Consider the following 15094-nt stretch of genomic DNA (forward strand, 5'->3'; position numbering starts at 1 on the left):
CCGGCAAGGTTACCCCTCGCCTCGCGGAGTGCAAGGGCCGACGTCAGTCCCGGCCGGCTTCCTTCATGACGCGCTGCTTCTGCCGGTTCCAGTCGCGTTCCTTCATCGACTCGCGCTTGTCGGGCGCGTTCTTGCCCTTGGCGACGGCGAGTTCCAGCTTCGCGCGGCCCTGGTCGTTGAAGTAGATCTTCAGCGGCACGAGCGTCATGCCGTCGCGCTGTACCGCCCCGGCCAGCCGATTGCGCTGCGTCTTGTGGACGAGGAGCTTCCGCCGGCGCTTCGGCTCGTGGTTGAAGCGATTGGCCTGCAGGTATTCCGGCACGTAGGAGTTGATCAGCCAGATCTCGCCGTCCTCCTCCGTGGCATAGGACTCGGCGATCATCGCCTTGCCGAGCCGCAGCGACTTGACCTCGGTCCCCGTCAGCACGAGACCGGCCTCCAGCGTGTCGATGATCTCGTAGTTGAAGCGTGCCTTGCGGTTTTCGGCAGCGATATTGGACTTGGACTTCGGCGACTTGGCCATGAGGATCGGGGCGCCCGGTATGGAGGAGGACGCGCCGGAAGCCGGCGCCGTCCCCTTAGATGGGCCGCAAGGGCCCCTGGATCAATTCAGAAGGCCGGCATGGCGGAGCGCCGCGTCGATCGCGTCCTGCGTCGCGGCCTCCACCGGGACCAGCGGCAGGCGGACGCGATTGCGCCCCTTGCCGAGGCGCGACAGGGCGTACTTCGTGCCCGAGACGCCCGGCTCCATGAAGATCGCCTTGTGCAGCGGCATCAGGCGGTCCTGGTAGTCGAGGGCCTTGGCGAAGTCGCCGGCAAGGCACGCCTCCTGGAACTCCGAGCACAGGCGGGGCGCGACGTTGGCGGTCACCGAGATGCAGCCGCGCCCGCCATGGGCGATGTGGCCGAGCGCGGTCGCATCCTCGCCCGACAGCTGGATGAAATCCTTGCCGCAGGTGATGCGCTGCTCGGGAACGCGATCGAGCTTGGCCGTCGCGTCCTTCACGCCCACGATGTTGGCAAAGTCGTGCGCGAGGCGCCCCATCGTCTCCGGGGTCATGTCGACCACCGAGCGCGGCGGGATGTTGTAGATGATGATCGGCGTCGAGACCGCGCGCGCGATCGCGGCGTAATGCTCGTAGAGGCCGCGCTGCGTCGGCTTGTTGTAGTAGGGCGTGACGACAAGAATCCCGTCGGCGCCGGCCTTCTCGGCAAAGCGCGCGAGATCGATCGCCTCGACCGTGTTGTTGGAGCCGGCGCCCGCGATGACCGGCACGCGGCCGGCCGCCGTCTCGACGCAGATCTCGACCGCGCGCTTGTGCTCGTCATGCGTCAGGGTCGGGCTTTCGCCCGTGGTGCCGACCGGCACGAGGCCGTGCGTGCCCTCGGCGATCTGCCATTCGACCAGGGCGCGGAACGCGGCTTCGTCGAGGCTGCCGTCCTCGGCGAACGGCGTTACCAGGGCCGTCATCGAACCCTTGAAGGTCATGTCGTCACTCCCGTCGACGTGCGGATAATGGTGCCGAAGCGACGTCGGGCGTGCTCGGGTCGGGCGGCGGGCGTATCGCGCCCGCGCCGCTCGTCGGACGACCGGCCCGTGACCGATCGTCCGCGCGGACGGGCGCACCATAAAGAAGCCATGTCCGCGAAACAAGCGAAGGGCATGATCGGGCCCGAGAAGGGTTTACGCCTTCTTCACCGCGATCAGGCAAGCTTTGATCAACCATGCGCGCGGTCGGCCGCGAACGTGTGGCAGCATTGCAGCAGGAGGCCCCATGACCCATTCGACCCGCGCCAAGGCCCTGATCGTGCCGGTCCTCCTCTCCGTGCTGCTCACTGGAACGGCACCCGTTAATTCGTTCGAGATGCCGCGGCTGGGTCTTCCCGAAATGAAGATGCCGAAGCTCTTCGGCCGCAAGGAGGCCGAGCCGGATGCCGGTCGCTTCGGCACGCCGCAGCCTGCCCCGTCGGCCAACCCGCTGGTGCGCCGCGCGCCGACCCCGAGCGCTGCCGGCGCCGCACCCTCCTCGCCCGCCGACGCGATGGCCTTCACGTCATCGATCGCCGCGATGGGCGCGCGTGCCTCCAGCGTCACCCCGATGCGCGGCGATCTGCAGACCGGTCTCGACGCCACGCATCGCGACATCCGCCGCGCGCTCGCGATCCGCGAGGGCATGGCGCCCGGCTCGCTCGACCGGCACATCATGTCTTGGGCGATCGCGCTGCGCGGCACCAGCGACGTGCCGGCGGCCGAAATCGCCCACACCGCGATCGAACTGCGCGGCTGGCCCGGCATGTCGACGATCCGCGCCAATCTCGAGCGCGCCCTGCTGCGCGACCCGATGCCGGCGCGCGACGTCGTGTCGGCCTTCGCCAGCGACCGCCCGCAGACCCCCGAGGGCGCGATGGCGCTCGCGCAGGCCTATCTGGCGCTCGGCCAGGCCGGCAAGGCGAAGGAACTGATTGTCCACTCCTGGCGCAACGACCGTCTCGACAAGGCGCTCGAGCAGCGCATGCTGACGACCTTCGGCACGCTCCTGACCCGCGCCGACCACAAGTATCGCATGGACAAGCTGCTCTATGCCGACCGCGTCGGCGACGCGTCGCGCGTTGCGACGATGGCGGGCGCCGAGTCCCTGTTCAAGGCGCGCGCGGCCTCGATCCAGGGCGCGGGCAACGCCGATCTGCTTCTGGCCGCCGTGCATCCGAGCCTGAAGTCCGATCCGAGCTACCTGTTCACGGCCGCCGAGAACCTTCGCAAGAAGGACCGCATCCTCGAAGCCGCCGCGATTCTGGAAAAGGCGCCACGCGACCGCGCTTCGCTCGTCGACGGCGACGCCTGGTGGAACGAGCGCCGCATCATCTCGCGCATGCTGCTCGAGAAGGGCGAGCGCAAGGCCGCCTATCGTCTCGTCGCCGCTCATTCGGCGGAAGGCGTGACCGAGGCGGTGGAGGCGGAGTTCCATTCGGGATGGTACGCGCTGCGCTATCTCAACGACCCGTCCACGGCCGCCAAGCACTTTGCCCGCATCAGCCAGATTTCATCGCGGCCCCTCACGCAGTCGCGCGCCTACTACTGGATGGGCCGCGCGGCCGAGGCCGGCGGCGGCGGCAACGCGCGTGACCTCTACGCACGGGCGGCGCGCTTTGGCGCGACCTACTATGGTCAGCTTGCGGCCGCCAAGCTCGGGCGCTCGCCCGGCGAGATCAGCTATCCCTCGCCCTCGGCCGGCGAGCGCCGCGCGTTCGAGAACCGCGAGGCGGTGCAGGCGATCAAGCGGCTGGAATCGATCGGCTCCGCCTGGCGCGCCGACAGCCTCTATAAGGCGTTGGCGGACGAGTTGAACAGCCCCGGCGAACTCGCGATCCTCGCCTCGATGGCCGAGAAACGCGGTGACCACAGCCTGGCGCTCGGCGTCGGCAAGGCGGCCTATTCGCGCGGCGTCGACGCGCCCGCCCTCGCCTTCCCAGTCGGCGTCATCCCGGCGAGCGCCAACATCTCGGCGTCCGGCAAGGCGCTGGCCTATGCGATCGCGCGTCAGGAAAGCGCCTTCAACCCGACCGCCAAATCGCCGGTCGGCGCGCTCGGCCTCCTGCAGGTGATGCCGGCGACGGGCCGCAGCCTCGCCAAGAACGCCGGGCTTTCCTATTCCGACTCCAAGCTCCAGAACGACGTCTCGTTCAACACGCTGCTCGGCACCCAGTATCTCGGCCAGCAGATCTCGAACTTCGACGGGTCCTACATCCTCACCTTCGCGGCCTACAACGCCGGCCCCCGCCGCGCCCGCGAGTGGATCGACCGCTTCGGGGACCCGCGCCGCAAGTCGATCGACGAGGTGGTGGACTGGGTCGAACTGATCCCCTTCACCGAGACGCGCAACTACGTCCAACGCGTGATGGAGAACTATCAGGTCTACAAGATGCGCCTTGGCGCCGGCTTCGATATCGAGCGCGACCTGACCCTCGGCCGCCGCAGCTAGCCGGACTCTGCCCCTTGCCTCAAACGATCGACGCCTCGACCTCTTGAAAAGGTCGGGGCGTTTTCATGTGAGCGTTTGGAAGCCTTGGGAGATCAGGTCTCAAGGCTCACCGGACGTCCGCGACGACGAGAGTGTGAATGCAAGATCGGGACGCGCTTCGGCGGCCACGCGCAGTCTCGACGGATGACCGCGTCCTCGAATCCCTGCAGCGCGACCGATAGGCCCATCCCGAGCCGAACCGCAGGCCGGGCCCTCGCCTACGCATTGCGTTTCAGCGACGCCAGCGAGGGGTTCGACGGAAACTGGCATCCAATCTTGTAGTGTCGCTTCACAGCGGATGCGGCGCTCCGGCCACTTACGTACGACACGCACCCGACACCAGAGATGGCACCCGTGCTGATCCGCCCCTCATCGAAGCTTTGGCACGCTCAAACGATGGGCTGACGGACGTTGATCTAAAGCCGGCCTGACCGCGATGCAGGCGGCTCGGCTGCTTGTCGAACGTTCGATCGTCGACGGAACTGTGTCCTCACAACGACCGCGAGCCTGAAGCGAACGCGGGCTGAGTGGCCGCGTTAGCTTCATCGGGGCGGGCACGGCGGACCGCGATCTCACGCTTCGTCGCGTCATGCTTTGCCGACGTCATGGTCCAGCTGCAACAAGCCTCCAAACGCAGAAAGGCCCGGCTTGCGCCGGGCCCTTCCGTTTCCGATCCGAGGGTTCGGATTAGAAGTTGCGCTGGAAGCGCAGGAAGCCGTTGACCTGGTCGGTGTCGCCGATCGGGCCACCGAAGTCGACGTTCTTGTACGAGACTTCGGCGAGCGTCGCGAAGTTGTTCGTGATCTGGTAGCCGACGTTGCCGACGAACGAGTAGTACTCGCCCGACAGGTTGACCGGAACCACCGTGCCCAGCGGGCTGAGCGCGAAGAACTGCGTGTCGAAGGTCTCGCCGTACTGACCCGAAACGGCCAGGCCGAGCTTGCCGAACGCCTGGGCGTAACCGGCGCCAGCAGCCCACTCCAGAACGATCGGCAGCGAGCCCGGGGTCGGGTTCAGGATGTTCGGGTTGTTCGCGGCGAAGGTGTTGACCGAGGCCAGACCATCGATCGAGGCGTAGACCGTCGGGTCGAAGGCGTAGTGACCTTCGATCTTCAGCTGCGACTCAGGCGCGATAAGGTCCTTCAGGAGCACGCCGCCCTTCAGAGCGAAGGCGTCGTTGTTGCCGTCCTGGAGGAGCGTCGGGAAGAAGCCCGAGAGCGTCACGAAGTCGAAGTTGCCACCGAAGAGGGTGTTCAGGTCTTCCTGGTTGAAGGTCTCGTCGTAGACCGCCGACAGGTAAGCACCGCCCCAGGCGCCCGAGTAGACGAGCTTGCCGTGGATGTCCGGAACCACGTCGCCGGTGCCGTCGTCCTCGAGGCCGATCGTGGCCGAGAAGCCGCCGGCGGCGAAGGTGTAGGACACCTGGTTGGTGTTGAAGTCGCCGACCACGAGGTCGGTATCGGTCAGGAGGCCGTCCTCGATGCCGCCGATGTCCGACGACCAGAGCGAGTCACGGTAGCCCATGAGCAGGCCGCCGAGCTGGATGTAGGCCTGGTCGATCGCGACGCCGTTCGAGGCGCCCGAGGTGTTGGTGGCCTGAAGGCGAGCGAAGGCGCGCAGGGTGCCGAGCTCGGTCTCTTCGCGGGCGTCGAAGTTCAGGCGGGCGCGGACGCGGCTGGCGAGCTGGTAGTCGTCGCCTTCGAGGTTGACGGCCGGGTCACCGGCGACGTTCACCTGGAAGCGGACGTAACCGCCGACCGAAAGGCAGGTCTCGGTGCCCGGGATGTAGTAGAAGCCCTTGCCGTAGACGTCGCAAACGCGGACGTAGTCGACCGGCTCCGGCTCGACGGCCACGATGGCGTCGGCAGCGCGAGCGCCCGAAACTGCGACGAGGGCCGCAGCGGAGCCGAGAAGAAGGCTCTTGATGTTCATGTCCTGACCTCCAGTCAAGTTATAGGTTAGGGTTGGGCTTTTGTTTCGAAGGACAGCCTTCCCTGCCCCATCCCCTGCAGAAGTCCGGGTCGTCCCCCGCTCTTCTGATCGTGAGAATATTCAGGCTGGCTTCGGATGCAATCACGGAAACGCCATAAGCGCGCCTTGGAGACGTGTTGGCCACACCGCTGTTGCACACGCGCCACGATCTTGTTGACGCGCCATTAGGGATTGCGGCGATTTGCGGGAGAAGCCTGCGCGAGGCTGACCAAAACCTTGGGATGCAGGCGTTTGGACGATGCCGGCGCAATCTTCGCACCAGCCCGCCACGTGGGGGTGGAGATGCCGGCACGCATCCGGGAGCGCTAGCCCTTGCCTTGGGGTCGCCGCGTCAAAGGCGAAAGATGGGCGCTCCGATGTCGCGGAAGTCCCGCTCGCGGCAGGTCAGGATGATAACCTGGAGTCCTTCCGCCGCCTTGCGCAGCACGTGGTGCATGCGCTCCAGCCGACGCTCGTCGGTGTTCACCAGCGCGTCGTCGAGAATCACGGTCGCGGGGTGGCCGCCCTTCTTGATGACGTCGGCAAGCGCGAGGCGCGTGACCACGGCCACCTGCTCGCGCGCGCCGGCCGACAGGCGCCGGAAGTCCTCGTCGACGCCGCGGCGGCGAAGGCCCGTCAGTTCCAGTGTCGCATCGTCGAGCGCGATGTCGGCATCTGGATGGATCAGGCGCAGATACGGGGTGACGTGCGCCTTGATCGGCGCCAGCCACGATTCGTGCGCCTCGCGCTGTGCCTGGAGGAGGGTCTGGTGCAGGAGGCGGGACGCCTCGGCTTCGAGCGCCAGACGCGAGCGCAGGCGTTCGGCCGCCTCGATCTCGTCCTCCAGGCGCGCGATGTCCTCGTCGAGGGCGCTCGCGCCCTGCACCCGCAACTCGCCCTCGAGGCTGGCGATCTCGGAGCGCAGGGCGTTCAGCGTCCGCTCGATCTCGTCGCGCGCGCGCCGCCTGGCGGCGACGGTGCGCTCCACGGTTTCGGGATCGCCCGCGTCGAGCGCGCGGCGCCGGGCGTCGAGCACCGCCTCGCGGGCAGCGCGCTCCAGCTCGGTGGCGGCGAGATCCTCGCGCAGCGCGGCGATCGGCCGGCCGGCCTCCGCCTCCTCCGCCTCGCGCGCCAGTCGCTCGGCCTCGGCGCGGCGATGGGCAGCGCCCGCCTCGCGGCCGACGAGATCGGTCTCCGCGTTGCGGAGATCGCGCCGTGCCGCATCGAGCGCGCCCTCTACTTGCGCCCGCCGCTCCCGCGCCGCCTGTGCCAGCGCGCGAACGGCATCGAGATCGACGGCGGCAGGCGACGGATCGAAGACGGTCGGCAACCGCTCATCCGCCGCGCGGAGCGCACGGAGTTCGGCGTCCGCCGCCTCCAGCCCCGACGGAAGCCGTGCCGCCAGGAGGTCGCGAAGCCGCTTCGTCTCCGTGGCGCGTTCCTCGGCGTCGCGAAGGGCACGGCGAGCCGCTTCGACGCTGGCGAGGCCGAGCGCGCGCAGGCGGCTCTCGAGCCGATGGCGGCTGCGCGCCGCTTCTTCGGCCAGCGCGGCGGACCCGCCGCCCGGCTCGATGGTGACGCGGCCAAAGCCCGGAATTTCGAAGCTGGTAGGCTTCGAGACGACCCGCGCCTCGTGGTTTGCGAGCGGCATGCCGTCGACAAGGACCGCAGCCCCCGCCTCGTCCGGCGCGAAGGTCACGGTCGGCGATGTAGCGGACAGGCGGATCTCCGCCTCCCGGCAAGCCCGTTCGGTTTCCTCCAGCTCGCCGAGGTCGCGACGCGTCGGGGCACGGGCGTCGCCCGCGCGCGAAACCGCTTCGAGCTGCGACGCAAGGCGCCGCCCTTCGGCCACCTGCGCTTCAAGTCTCGCAATCTGGTCGCGAAGGCGCGTGCGCTCGTCCGCAAGGCGTGCGGCCTCGGCCTCGGCCTCGGCGGTCGCCAAGGCATCGCGCGCCGCGGCGAGCGTGCCCTCGAGTTCGGCGACGTGCCGCCGCTCCCGTTCGACCGCGTCACGATGCTCGGCCAGACGCGCCTCTTCCTCCCGCTCCTGCCCGGTCGCCTTGGCGGCCGCAGCCAGAAGCGCCTCGCGCCGGCGCAGGCGCTCGCCCGCATGGTCGCGCAGGCTCAGCGCGTGCTTCAGTTCGCGCTCCGCCTCGTTGCAGTCGCGGCGCAGGTCGCCAAGCTGGCGCTGGTCGGCCTCGGCGCGGGCGAGAGCGCTCGCGGCCTGCGCCAGCGCCTCGTCCTTCTCGTAGGACCGCAGTACCGAACGCCGGTCCGACAGGCGCTGGAGCTTGCTGCGATATTCGGCGAGCGCCGCGCGGCGCTGGGACAGGTCCTCGCGCGCCCGTTCCAGCCGCTCCTCGGCCTCCCGCAGAGGCGAGCCGGCCTTGGCGCGCAGGGTCTCGGTGAAGAACCGCTCCTGCCGGGCGCGGGCGGCGGCCAGCAGCGCGCGACCCCGCTCGCCGCCGAGAACCTGACTGACCTCGCCCTCAAGCGACGCCGTGACCGCATCGCGTCCCGCGCCGAGGTCGAGCCCTTCCGTCGAGCGCCCCTGGTCGACCCAGAGGAGGCCGAACGTGCCGACGAAATCGCCCTCCTTCGGCTTGCGCGCACCCGAATGCGTGAAGCGCAGGAGTTCGGCGAGACGCTCCTCGACGGCGTCACCCTGCAGCCGCCCGCCGTGCCAGGAGAGTTCGGCCTCGGGCTTCTGAAGGAAGGCTTTGCGGAGTTCGTATTCGGTACCGCCGAGCGAGAAGCCGATCTCGATCTCGGGACGGACCTGCCGGCCATAGGGCACCAGCGCGCGCGTCGCCTCTCCGCTCGAGCGATGCTTCTGGAAGAAAGCGGCGCGCAATGCTGTGAGGACGGTGGACTTGCCGGCCTCGTTGTCGCCGACCACCACGTTGAGGCCGTCCTCGAAGCGATCGAGCGTCAGCTGCGACACGCCCGCGAACTCGCGGAGCGTCAGGGAGCGCAGGTACATCGGCTCAGGCCTCCCGGCGTCCGAGCCGGGCGTGCTCGGCAAACATCATGCGGAGCGCCAGCGCGGCGGCCGCGCGCTCCGGGTCCTCGCGGCTCGCGGCCTTGGCGCGCAGGCGATCGACGGCCGTGCGCACGAAGCCGGCCGCGTCGATGCGGTCGAGATCCTCCTCGTCCGGCTCGTCGAGAAGGTCGTCGTCGCGCACGCGCAGGTCGAACAGGCGCCGCTGCCAACCTGCGAGCGTCTCGTCGAGGGCGATCCGCTCGCGCAAGGAGAGGGTGCCGCGGAGCGTGAGGTCCACCAGCGCCTCGCCCGGTGACGGGATCGTCGCCAGCGCGTGATCGAGCGAGGCAGCGTCGCCGTGGACGTCCACCACCATGGCGCGCCAGTCGAAGCGCGCGGTGCGCAGCTTCTCGACGCGCGGCGCGGCGCCCGGCGCGTCGATCTCGACGAGCGCGACGAAGCCCGGTTCGTTCGCAGGATAACGGTCGGCCTCAGGCGTGCCGCAATAGACGGTGCGCGGCGCGATCTCGAGGAAGCCGTGCCAGTCGCCGAGCGCGAGATAGTCGAGCCGGGCCCGGTCGGCGCGGTCGTCGGCGATCGGATTGCCGCTTTCGGCCGCAGCCGGCAGCCGGTTGGCGACCGCGCCATGCGCGAGCCCGACACGGATCACGTTCGAGGGCGTTGCGGCCGTGTCGTACCATTCGGTGAGGTCGGCACCCTCGCGATGGCGTACGAGCGGCGCCGGCAGAACCACGGCGCGCCCGTCGCACAGCTCGATCGGCTCCGGCCGGTCAGCCACGACGATTTTCGCCCGATGTTCGAAGCGCTGGAGGCGCGACCAGACCGAGACGCTGACGGCCGGATCGTGGTTGCCGGGGAGGCAGACCCAAGGGCCGGAGAAGGCGGCCATCGCATCGAGGGTGCGCTGGATGTCGCGGTCCGAGATCGTGTTGCCGTCGAACGCGTCGCCCGCCACCACGACGAAATCGGCCACCCGCTCCTGCGCCAGAGCAGCGATGCGGCGCACGGCCTGGAAACGCTCGGCGCGCAACTCGGCGCGCGTCTCATCGGGGTAGCCGCCGAACGGCTTGCCGATCTGCCAGTCGGCCGTGTGGACGAAGCGGATCACAGAAACGCTCGGGGGCTGCAGGATGTCATGCCCGGAGCGTGGGAAGACGCACGCGGCGTTTCAAGGAGAAAACGCCGGGCCGCCAAGCTTATCAACGGGTTTGGCGTGGAGCGGACGCGCTCTGGGCAAGTGGTGCGGCAGCGATTAGAACGGCTGGGTTGCCGTTCCGCGAGTGAAGCCATGCCGTTCAACGCCCGCACCCTGGCCCTGCCAACCACGATCCCCTTCGTCGGCCCGGAGGCGCTGGAACGTCGGCTCGGGCGCCCGTTCCTGGCGCGGCTCGGCGCCAACGAAAGCGTCTTCGGTCCTTCGCCAAAGGTCGTCGAGGCGATGAGCCGGGCGGCGCGCGACAGCTGGGCCTATGGCGATCCCGAGCATCATGCGCTGCGCTCGGCGATCGCCGATCATCTGGGCATCCGGTTCGAGGAGGTGGTGGTCGGCGAGGGCATCGACGGCCTGTTCGGCCTTCTCACGCAGATCGTGCTGGAGCCCGGCGACGCGGTGGTGACCTCGCACGGCGCCTATCCGACCTTCAACTACCATGTGACCGGCCACGGCGGCGTGCTCGACTTCGTGCCCTACCGCGACGACCGCGAGGACATCGACGCGCTGATCGAGCGGATGCAGGCGGTCCGACCGAAGCTCGTCTACTTCGCCAATCCGGACAACCCGACCGGCAGCTGGCACGAGGCGGACGCGGTGCGACGCCTGATGGACGCGGTGCCGGAGGGCACGCTTCTCGTTCTCGATGAGGCCTACAGCGATCTCGCACCGGCTTCGGCCCTGCCGGCGGCGGACGAGTTGCGACCCAACGTCCTGCGCTTCCGGACCTTCTCGAAGGCCTACGGCATGGCGGGCGTGCGGGTGGCCTATGTGTTCGGCGCGGCGGAGACGGTCGCGCACTTCCACAAGGTGCGCAATCATTTCGGCGTGTCGCGCATGGCTCAGGGCGGCGCCGTCGCGGCGCTGGAGGACCAGGCGTATCTGTCGGACGTCGTGGCGCGCATCGTTCGGGCGCGCGACCGGCTCGGGCAGATCGCCTCCTCGGCGGGTCTTCGCCCCCTGCCCTCGGCGACCAATTTCGTGGCGATCGACTGCGGTCGGGACGGCGCCCATGCGCGGCGCGTCCTCGAAGGCATTCTCGATCGTCAGGTCTTCATCCGCATGCCGGGTGTCGCGCCGCTCGATCGCATGATCCGCGTGACGGTGGGCCGGGACGATGAACTCGACCGGTTCGCGGCGGCCCTGACGGCCTCGCTGGCGGACGCATCGGATTGACGGGCCGGCGTCAGTTGCGGGCGAGCCACTCGCGGGCGAGGCGAAGCGCGCGTCCGATCTCGGCCTTGGTCATCATCGCCGCGACGTCCTGACGGTGCACGCTGGCCTCTTCGGCGCCCATCTGGTCGGCGAGGTTGAAGTACATGTGGGCCGACACGATGTCGGTCTCGCCGTCGCGGCCCGAAGCATAGCGCAGGCCCATCGCGAAGAGCGTCTCACCCATCGGGGCCGCAACGCCGAGCGCGGTGCCGAAATCGCCGTCCAGAAGTTCGAAGCGTGCCATGTCTCTCGTTCCCTCTTCCCGTCGCGCCCCCTCGGGTGCCTTCATCGAGATTGGCAGCGTCCTTTGAACCGGCGCTTAAAAGGCTTGGCTAATTCAAGTTGAATGCAGGATTCAACCTTTGGAAAGTCTTGGGCGCTCGCCTCGGCAAACCCCTGCATTGCCGGACTTCTCTTGATTCGCTTCACCGTTGCTTCACGATGCCGGGTGGCGATCCGTTCAGCATGATCGCGGATCGCGTTCCGCCTCTCGCCTCTTGGCGGTCTTGACGTTTCCATTTACGTTAGCGTCAACCGCCTATCCCGCGCTCAAGACGGGGGCGGCACGGGAGGATGCGATGAGACGTTTGGCGGTGACGATGCTCGCCTTGGCGGCGACCACGGGCGCGGCGATGGCGGACCCGATCGAGGGCACCTGGCGCATGCCGTCCGGCAACGACGCGCGCATCGCGTCCTGCGGCGACGGCTTCTGTCTGACCTACGTGAACGGCCCGAACAAGGGCAAGACGTTCGGCAAGATGACCCCGTCCGGCGGCGGCGCCTATCAGGGCACGGTCACTGACTACACCAAGGGCGGCAAGGAGTATTCCGGCAAGGGCAAGCTGACGGGCGACACGCTGTCGGTCTCCGGCTGCGTGCTTGGCGGGCTCATCTGCCGCTCGCAGTCGCTGACCCGCCTCTGAGAACCCGTCCGAAGAAACCGCCAGGTCGGCTCGGCAGTGCTTTCCGTCGCCCATCCGCCGCCGGGGACTTTCCGAACGGGCTCCAGGCCGTACGGCGAGGCATGGGCGGCCGACGGTTGCGTCGGCGCACTTGACGGGGTGATCCCTTTCGGGGGATCGCTCGCCCCGGTCAATTCCGGAGCCCACCCATGCTGTATCCGCTCGCCCTGGCGGCCGTGATCGCCACCGCCGCGTGGCCTGCCCTTGCCGCCGACGCCATCGTCGGCACCTGGCGCCTGTCGAACGGCGAGACAGTGGACTATCGCCCCTGCGGCGGGAGCTTCTGCTCGACCGTCCGCACGGGCGCCTACAAGGGAAAGACGGCCGGGACGGTCACCGGTAGCGGGGGGCGCTACACCGGCACGGTGGTCGATCCGAGCAGCGACAAGAGCTACGAGGGCCGCGTCGAGATCGCCGGCGACAAGCTGACGTTGACCGGGTGCGTCGCCAAGGTCTTCTGCCGGTCGCAGGTCTGGACCCGCGTCGGAGGGGCCGGCTGATGTCCGCCGCGTCGCAGGTTCGCGCAAAGACGGCGGACGGCGTCGAGGCCGTTCACGAGCCGGTCTTCCAGCGGCGCTCACGCAATCGCAACGTCCAGTGGCTGCGCGCGGTCGCGGCACTCTTCGTCGTCTTCTACCACGCGTCCGGCCATCTCGGCGCCGTGCTCGGCGACGACCGCTTCGCCGACATCTTCAACCACCGCTTTGGCATCCTCGGCGTCGCCATCTTCTTTGCGATCTCCGGCGCGCTTATGGCCGATATCTTGAAGACCACGCCGGCGCCGAACTTCCTGATCCACCGCATTCTGCGGATCTATCCGATCTTCCTGATCGCCTCGGTCGCCCTGCCCTTCGTGTTCTGGAACAATCCGGGTCTCGACATGCGGGCGCTGTCGCTCATCGCGATCGGGCAGAACGGCAATTATCGGCTGATGGTGGAATGGACGCTCGTGTTCGAGCTGGCCTTCTACGTGGCGCTCTTCCTCGTCGCCGCAGCGGGTCTGGCCCGCCGGCTGGAGGCGATCGCCCTTCTGGCGCTCGCGCTGTCGGTCGGCGGCACGCTGGTCAGCCCGGACAATCAGGCGCAGATCGCCGTCTACGTCACCGAACTTCCCTTCATGTCGGCGACGGCCGCCTTCGCGGGCGGGCTGCTGATCCCGTGGCTCGTGCGCCGCAACGTCTTTCATCCGGCGCTCGCCGGCCTCGCCGTCGCGGCCGCCATCGCCATCCCCGGCACGGATTCGGTCGGCATGGGCCGCCTTCTTGCCGGCGTTTCGGCGGTGATCCTCGTCGGGCTCGCGATCTCGTTCGAGGCACGCAGCGCCGACGACTCGGTGCCCCAGCGCGTGGCGACCAAGCTCGGGGACTGGAGCTACGCGCTCTACCTCTGCCACATGCCGGTGATCTCGTTCACCTACAACCACCTGCCCTTCACCGGAGCGGCGGCCTGGACAGTGGCGGTCGTGGGGGCGCTTCTTCTCGCCATCCCGCTCGGCATGCTGGACCTGCGTCTCTACGCGTGGCTGCGCAAGCGGTCGGATCGATCCACGCCCGAGAGCTTCCGCCGCTGGGCGTGGATCTATGTCGGCGTCTACGCGATCGTCGCCGTGATCTTCCTGTTCAAGAACTAAGGGTCAGCGCGCGCGCTGACCGAAGAGGACGCTCTGGGCGTTCTTGTCCTGCGCGAGGTTCAGACGCTCGCGCTCCTCCTTGCCGACGGCCAGCCCCTTTTCGACCGCCGGACGGGCGTTCAGGGTCTCGAACCAGCGCTTCAGGTTGGGGAAGTCGTCGAGGTCCTGCCCCTGGTTCTTGTGCGGGACGATCCAGCCGACGCAGGCCATGTCGGCGATCGAATACTCGTCCGCCACGAACTCGCGGTCCTGAAGCCGCTTGTTCATGACGCCGTACAAGCGGTTGACCTCGTTGGTGTATCGGTCGATGCCGTAGGCGATCTTCTCCGGCGCGTACTGGCGGAAGTGATGCGCCTGCCCCGCCATCGGCCCGAGTCCCCCGACCTGCCAGAACAGCCACTCGTCCACGGCCACGCGCTTGCGCTCGTCGGTCGGATAGAAGCGGCCGAACTTGCGCGCGAGGTACTGGAGGATCGCGCCCGACTCGAAGACAGAGATCGGCTGGCCGCCCGGGCCCTCGGGATCGACGATCGCCGGCATCCGGTTGTTGGGCGCGATCGCCAGGAACTCCGGCTTGAACTGGTCGCCCGCGCCGATGTTCACGAGCTTCAGATCGTAGGGGACGCCGAGTTCCTCGAGGAGAATCGACACCTTCCAGCCGTTCGGCGTCGGCCAGTAATGCAGTTCGATGGGCTTCGTTTGCTCGACCATGCGGCCTCCAGACTGTCTCGTCGACGCCGAACCTCGCGCGTCGTCGCATCAGGTGGGGCGGACGCGGCCGCTTGGCGAGCGCGGGACGCACAGACACTGCGTGAACGCCCGCTGAACGGTGACGCCAGCCCGAATTCAGCTTGGGCACGCAATGATCGCGCATCGCAGATTCACGGGAGAGTGCCATGATCGTCCGCCTGTCCGTCGTCACCTCGCTGCTCGCCCTCTTCGCGGTCAGCTTCTCGACACTGGTGGAGCGCGATCGCGCCGCGCACAGCCCGGTCGCGACCGTCAGCCAGGGTTGCTACGACCAGGGCGCGGTCTGCGTTCGCTGACCCATTTCGCCTGTCACGGTCCTCCGCTAGAAAGGGC

General features: G+C 68.5%; 13 protein-coding genes. 6 read left to right on the plus strand and 7 right to left on the minus strand.

The window, feature by feature from the left end; all coding sequences use genetic code 11:
* Positions 1-43: 43 nt before the first annotated feature.
* Positions 44-523, minus strand: coding sequence for an SsrA-binding protein SmpB (gene smpB / locus BM175_RS01055; protein WP_090958157.1), 480 nt, complete (start codon positions 521-523; stop codon positions 44-46).
* A gap of 81 nt (positions 524-604) precedes the next feature.
* Entirely contained in the window at positions 605-1489 is an 885-nt protein-coding gene (gene dapA / locus BM175_RS01060; protein ID WP_090958158.1) for a 4-hydroxy-tetrahydrodipicolinate synthase, read from the minus strand.
* Positions 1490-1775: 286 nt separating this feature from the next.
* Here dapA and BM175_RS01065 point away from each other — a divergent pair, with 286 nt between their 5' ends.
* Positions 1776-3980 (plus strand): lytic transglycosylase domain-containing protein, encoded by a 2205-nt coding sequence (locus BM175_RS01065; RefSeq protein WP_090958160.1) that lies wholly within the window; start codon positions 1776-1778, stop codon positions 3978-3980.
* Between the two features lie 726 nt (positions 3981-4706).
* Here the strand turns inward: BM175_RS01065 and BM175_RS01070 are convergent.
* From BM175_RS01070 to BM175_RS01080, 3 genes are all read right to left on the minus strand, one after another.
* Positions 4707-5951: a porin gene (locus BM175_RS01070; protein WP_090958162.1), complete on the minus strand. Its 1245-nt coding sequence runs from the start codon at positions 5949-5951 to the stop codon at positions 4707-4709.
* 391 nt (positions 5952-6342) lie between these two features.
* Positions 6343-8973, minus strand: coding sequence for an AAA family ATPase (locus tag BM175_RS01075; protein WP_090958164.1), 2631 nt, complete (start codon positions 8971-8973; stop codon positions 6343-6345).
* Between the two features lie 4 nt (positions 8974-8977).
* Positions 8978-10102 carry a metallophosphoesterase family protein gene (locus BM175_RS01080; protein ID WP_244545816.1) on the minus strand — a complete coding sequence of 375 codons (1125 nt, stop codon included), beginning with the start codon at positions 10100-10102 and terminating at the stop codon, positions 8978-8980.
* A gap of 180 nt (positions 10103-10282) precedes the next feature.
* Here BM175_RS01080 and BM175_RS01085 point away from each other — a divergent pair, with 180 nt between their 5' ends.
* On the plus strand, positions 10283-11380 hold the full coding sequence (locus BM175_RS01085) for a pyridoxal phosphate-dependent aminotransferase (protein ID WP_090958166.1): 1098 nt from the start codon (positions 10283-10285) through the stop codon (positions 11378-11380).
* A gap of 10 nt (positions 11381-11390) precedes the next feature.
* Here the strand turns inward: BM175_RS01085 and BM175_RS01090 are convergent, their stop codons facing one another.
* On the minus strand, positions 11391-11663 hold the full coding sequence (locus tag BM175_RS01090) for a hypothetical protein (protein ID WP_090958168.1): 273 nt from the start codon (positions 11661-11663) through the stop codon (positions 11391-11393).
* Positions 11664-11997: 334 nt separating this feature from the next.
* Between BM175_RS01090 and BM175_RS01095 the strand changes: the two genes are divergently transcribed.
* The 3 genes from BM175_RS01095 to BM175_RS01105 all read left to right on the plus strand — a co-directional run bounded on the left by BM175_RS01095 (position 11998) and on the right by BM175_RS01105 (position 14011).
* Complete coding sequence (locus BM175_RS01095) at positions 11998-12342, plus strand: DUF2147 domain-containing protein (RefSeq protein WP_090958170.1); 345 nt, start codon at positions 11998-12000, stop codon at positions 12340-12342.
* A 188-nt stretch (positions 12343-12530) separates the two neighbouring features.
* Positions 12531-12881 (plus strand): DUF2147 domain-containing protein, encoded by a 351-nt coding sequence (locus BM175_RS01100; protein ID WP_090958173.1) that lies wholly within the window; start codon positions 12531-12533, stop codon positions 12879-12881.
* Positions 12881-14011 (plus strand): acyltransferase family protein, encoded by a 1131-nt coding sequence (locus BM175_RS01105; RefSeq protein ID WP_090958175.1) that lies wholly within the window; start codon positions 12881-12883, stop codon positions 14009-14011. The genes BM175_RS01100 and BM175_RS01105 overlap by 1 nt, the downstream gene beginning before the upstream one ends.
* Positions 14012-14014: 3 nt before the next feature.
* Here BM175_RS01105 and BM175_RS01110 read toward each other — a convergent pair whose 3' ends face one another.
* Positions 14015-14722 carry a glutathione S-transferase family protein gene (locus tag BM175_RS01110; protein WP_090958177.1) on the minus strand — a complete coding sequence of 236 codons (708 nt, stop codon included), beginning with the start codon at positions 14720-14722 and terminating at the stop codon, positions 14015-14017.
* Between the two features lie 185 nt (positions 14723-14907).
* Here BM175_RS01110 and BM175_RS22615 point away from each other — a divergent pair, with 185 nt between their 5' ends.
* Positions 14908-15057, plus strand: a complete 150-nt coding sequence (locus BM175_RS22615) for a hypothetical protein (RefSeq protein ID WP_175526718.1) — start codon at positions 14908-14910, stop codon at positions 15055-15057.
* Positions 15058-15094 lie beyond the last annotated feature (37 nt).

Origin of the sequence: Aureimonas phyllosphaerae, assembly GCF_900113065.1 — a bacterium.
GTDB classification, from domain to species: Bacteria; Pseudomonadota; Alphaproteobacteria; order Rhizobiales; family Rhizobiaceae; genus Aureimonas; species Aureimonas phyllosphaerae.